The 4,886-nt window shown below is 61.8% G+C and carries 5 protein-coding genes; 4 read left to right on the top strand and 1 reads right to left on the bottom strand.

All coding sequences use genetic code 11. The features are described 5' to 3' along the window. The 4 genes from ACTOXK_RS12045 to ACTOXK_RS12030 form a co-directional block, all read left to right on the top strand. On the top strand, positions 1–396 hold a 396-nt coding region (locus tag ACTOXK_RS12045; RefSeq protein ID WP_482279997.1), incomplete at its 5' end, for an acetamidase/formamidase family protein. Between the two features lie 184 nt (positions 397–580). After that, positions 581–1,984: an APC family permease gene (locus ACTOXK_RS12040; RefSeq protein WP_482279996.1), complete on the top strand. Its 1,404-nt coding sequence runs from the start codon at positions 581–583 to the stop codon at positions 1,982–1,984. Positions 1,985–2,212: 228 nt separating this feature from the next. Next, entirely contained in the window at positions 2,213–3,037 is an 825-nt protein-coding gene (gene proC / locus ACTOXK_RS12035; protein WP_286142270.1) for a pyrroline-5-carboxylate reductase, read from the top strand. A gap of 133 nt (positions 3,038–3,170) precedes the next feature. Next, positions 3,171–4,142, top strand: coding sequence for a hypothetical protein (locus tag ACTOXK_RS12030; RefSeq protein ID WP_286142271.1), 972 nt, complete (start codon positions 3,171–3,173; stop codon positions 4,140–4,142). Positions 4,143–4,245: 103 nt separating this feature from the next. Here the strand turns inward: ACTOXK_RS12030 and ACTOXK_RS12025 are convergent. Further along, a partial coding sequence (locus tag ACTOXK_RS12025; RefSeq protein ID WP_482279995.1) for an FAD-binding protein occupies positions 4,246–4,886 on the bottom strand: 641 nt, incomplete at its 5' end.

Raw genomic sequence — 4,886 nt, 5'->3', positions numbered from 1 at the left:
CCGGGCGCCCTGCTGCAGATGGGCGACGTGCACGCCACCATGGGCGACGCCGAGCTGTGCGGCACCGGCATCGAGATTGCCGCCGAAATCACCGTGCGCGTGTCCGTGCTGAAGAACTTCGAGCTCCACTGGCCCGTACTGGAAACTTTCGGGCCGGCTGGCCGCTGGTACGTGAACGCGAGCGCCCAGGAGTACAACGAGGCCCTCGTGTGCGCCTCCAAGGAAATGCAGCGGCTGCTCATGGCCATTACCGGCTGGGACGCCATCGACACTTATATGTACATGTCGGTGCAATCCGACGTGGAGATCAGCCAGGGCTGCAAGCCCTGCGAGGTGCAGCTGTCCCTGCGCATCGGTACGCCGAAGCTGCCGCAGTTCCCGCCGCTGGTGGGCTAAAACACGACCGGGGCGCTCCGCGGGACAGAGGAGCGCCCCTCTGTCGGCCAGCTGCGCGCAGAGGATGCTGGCCCGCGCTGCTCAACCCTCGCCAAGGGCAGCACGACGTCGGGGAACGTCATGCGCCTTATGCGAGTTTTGAGGATAGAAGAGAAGGATCTGGAAGGGAAAGGAAGGAGACTCTATGTCGAAACCCATCCAAACGTCGGGCGCCGGGGATAACGCATCCCTCGAGCAGTTCGGCTACAAGCAGGAGCTGCGCCGCGGCATGGGCCTGTGGGACGTCGTGCTGTACGGCGTGCTGTTCATGGTCATCATCGCGCCGCACTCCATCTGGGGCCTCGTCCAGCAGGACGCCCTGGGCATGTCCACCCTCGTGTACATCGTGGGCTTCATCGCCATCTTCTTCACGGCGCTGAGCTACGTGCGCATGAGCAACAAGTTCCCCATCGCCGGCTCGGTGTACTCCTACGTGCAGCGCGGCATCAACCCCCACGTGGGCTTTATTTCCGGCTGGCTCATTCTGCTGGACTACTGCATCACGCCGGCCCTGCTGTACGTCATGGTGGCCAACTGGGGCACCATGCTCGTGCCGAACAGCCCGTGGTATCTGTGGGTCATCGTGTTCGTGGTGTTCAACACCTTCGTGAACATCCGCGGCATCTCCATGACCCGTGGCATCGACTTCATCATCTTCGCCGTTGAGATTCTGGCCGTCATCGCGTTCATCGCCCTCGGCTGCAACTTCATCATGGGCGGCGGCGGAGCCGGCGAGTTCAACGCCGATCCGCTGTGGCAGCCCGGCAAGGTTGATGCGCACTTCCTGGCCGCTGGCATTTCCATTGCAGCCCTGAACTTCCTCGGCTTCGACGGCATCTCCACCCTGGCCGAGGAGACCAACGAGCCCCAGAAGAACATCGGCCGCGGCATCCTCATCGCGCTCGGCCTCATCATCGTGTGCTTCGTGGCGCAGACCTACATCGCCTCGCTGGTGCAGCCCGATTGGCAGAGCTGGAGCCCCGAGCACGCCGAGAACGCCTGGTTCTACGGCTGCGAGATGATCGGCGGCGAGCTGTTCCGCAACATCATGCTCATCATCAACATCGTGGCCATCGGCATCGCCAACATCATGAACGCGCAGCTGGCCGCCTCGCGCCTGCTGTACTCCATGGGCCGCGACAAGGTTATTCCCAGCATCTTCGGCAAGGTGCACCCCAAGTACCAGACCCCCTGGGTGGGTGCCATCTTTATCGGCGCTGTGGCGCTCGTGCTGTCGCTTGTCCTCACCATGGCCGACCTGGCCACCCTGGTGAACTTCGGTGCCCTGGCCTCCTTCATCATGCTGAACTTCGCCGTGTTCTGGTACTTCTTCATTAAGGAGAAGAAGCGCTACTCCTTCGGCAACATCGTGAAGTACCTCATCTGCCCCTGGCTCGGTATCCTCATTCTGGGCTACGTGTTCACCGGCTTCGACGTGATGACCTACATCATGGGCGTAAGCTGGTTCGTCATCGGCTTCATCATTTGCGCAGTGAAGTCGAAGGGCTTCAAGGAAGTGCCCGACGCCTTTAAGAACCTGGACGTGTAAGCGCCCAACCGCTTACTTCCCCCTGCGTCCCAGAGCCCCCGGCCTGCGTCGGGGGCTCTTCTTGTATACTGTGCACTGGGCGCATGTCGCGCAAACGCACTTTTCTTCTCCTTGGCTTGACCAGGCTATTTGCTTTGTTTTCCCTGTTCATAGCCTCGCCCTTGCTGATGCGAAAATTTGCGTTTGAGCGAGGTTTGGCGCCGTTCAACGCGAAAAGGGAGGCTCTCTGTGAAGATTGGATTTATCGGGCTGGGGAATATGGCCACAGCCATCATCGGCGGCCTGCTGCGCGAGGGCACGGTACTCGCCGACGGGACAGCGGTAACGGCTGCCGATCTTATCGGCTCGGCCAAGACCGAGGCCACACGACAGGCGAAGGCAACGCAGTTCGGCATTGCCGTGACCGCCGACAACCGCGAGGTGGCCGCGGCGGCCGATGTGCTCGTGTTGGCCGTGAAGCCGCAGTTCTTTCCCGAGGTGATCACCGAGATCCGCGATGCGGTGAACGAGAACGCGCTCGTTATCTCCATTGCGGCGGGACTCACGCTTGAACGCATCGCCGCGCTGTTCGGCCGCGACGAGAACACCATGCGCCTCATCCGCTGCATGCCGAACACCCCGGCCCTCGTGAATGCCGGCTGCACCGCCGTGTGCCCCGGCACCGGAGCCACCGAGGACGACGAGGCCCTCTGCCTCGCGCTCATGGAAAGCTTCGGACACGCCATCGTTATCCCCGAGCGCCTGATGGATGCCGCGAGCGCAGTGGCGGGCAGCTCGCCGGCCTTCGTGTTCATGTTCATCGAGGCCCTGGCCGATGGGGCCGTGGAAGCCGGCATGCCTCGGGCCCAGGCCTACGAGTTCGCAGCGGCGGCCGTAGCGGGATCGGCGCAGCTCGTGCTGGAGACGGGGCGGCATCCCGGCGATCTGAAGGATATGGTGTGCTCGCCAGGTGGTACCACCATCGAAGGCGTGAAAGCCCTGGAGCAGCGGGGCTTCCGGGCGGCGGCCATGGAGGCCGTGGGAGCCTGCGTCGCCAAGGCGAAGGCGCTGTAGGAAAGCGCTCTTTTATCACGAGAGTTTGTTCAACTTGTGCGCTTTGCGGCTACGGTTCTCCCACGATGTGGCTCGGAAGCGACAAGGGTGCGGTATGATGGCGCTACTTTACTCCCCGCGGAAAGGCAGCGCCATGAAGCTTTCTTACCTCACTCGCATCGCCCTCGTCGGCGTACTGGCCACCGGCCTGATCGCTCTCGCAGGCTGCTCGATTAAGGGCGGCACGAACGACCAGGCCGCCAGCTCCCCCAGCCCCTCCGCCCAGTCGGGCGATCAGGCGCCCGAATCCCCTCAGCAGAACGATAAGACGGGCGGCCCTCAGCAAAACGACAACGCGAACAAGGGCGGCAACCTGCCCACCGATGCCGTGGAAAACACCGCGATGGTGGCCTACGTGAACGGCGACCAGGTGCTCTTCGTCGACCAAGAGACCCAGACTCCCTACATCCCCACCAACATCGACGATGCGAAGATCATCTATAACGGCCAGGAAATCGACGAGGACGACCTGGTTGCCGGAAACATCGTGAAAGTGACGGGCAACGGGGTCATGGCCGAGAGCTATCCGGGGCAATACCCCGGCATCTATCAGGTCGAAGTAATCGAGCAGGGCAGCCCCGCCGATGCCGAGCAGTACGCCGACATCGTGGACACCGTCTTCGCCGCACCCGATCAGAGCCAGGTGCCTGCAGGATCGCTTGACTATAAAACCTCCGATGCCCAGGTATCCGTCGTGCTGAACCCCTACGAGTTCGAGTGGCACTGGAAGACCGAGGACGGCCAAACTTCCACGAGCGAAGTGGACGGCTTTGCCGCCGACGGCATGGGCGAGCTCACCGAAAACGTCGCCGACGCCCGCGTGGGAGGAGCCACCGACGCCTTCATCGCCTTCTCGGTGAACCCCACCTCCGTTGAAATCGAGCGCACGCCGCTGGCCAAGGACTCCCAGCCGAAGATCGATCCGGCCGCCGAGGACATGGACGTGCCCTGCACCCTCGGCGAGGACGGCGCCATCGCCCTGTCCATCGAGCCGAACTACCTCTACGAGGTGAAGGCCACCTTCCCCCAAGGCGAAGCCGAATACGCCTTCTACACGCTGAGCTAGAACATCTCCAACAGCCGAACAAACTTCGAGCGGGGGCGTCGGATAACCGGCGCCCCCGCTCAACAGGGAGGGTAGATGGATGCGCCCTTAAAGGCGTCAGAGATTAAGCCTCGAACATCTGATTGGCGAGATCCAGACCGTAGTACATGCAATTCACGCCATTCAGTCCCGCCAGCTCGCCGATAGCATACAGCCCCGGAATCTCTTCGCCAGTCGTGCTGATGACCGCATAGGTCTCAGGATTGGTGCTGATACCGTCAAGCGAGATATGAGTACCCCACGTATTAGGGCACGCATAGAAAGGCGGCTCTTTGATGACATCTGAGGCGGAATAGAGGCTTCGTCCCAGATCGTCGGTTTCGGAAGACTCGGCGTGGCGGTTGAAGTCCTCGATAGTGGCCACCAGCGCCGCCTTGTCGGCCCCGATAGCCTCCGCGAGTTCCTCTAAGGTATTCCCTCGATAAACTCGCTGGTACTTCACCATCGATTCTTCCGGTTCTCCCATATAATCCTCTCTAGCATAGCCCGACCCGTTCTTGTCGGAAATGCGGTAGAGCACAGCGCCATCCGCATCCATAATGGCGCGGCAGATGTCATTGCGCGAGCCCGTCTCATTCACCACGCGCTGGCCCTGCAGGTTTACCAGCGGGCCATTGCCCCCGATAAGCCCCTCGATAGAACTATCCTGAGCGTTCATAATGCAGAGCATGCAATTCGGGGTGAAATCGAACATAGTGCCCCCGA

The organism is Adlercreutzia sp., from assembly GCF_056795635.1.
Note: the sequence above shows the minus strand (reverse complement) of the source record. Positions and strands in the feature narration are given on the sequence as shown.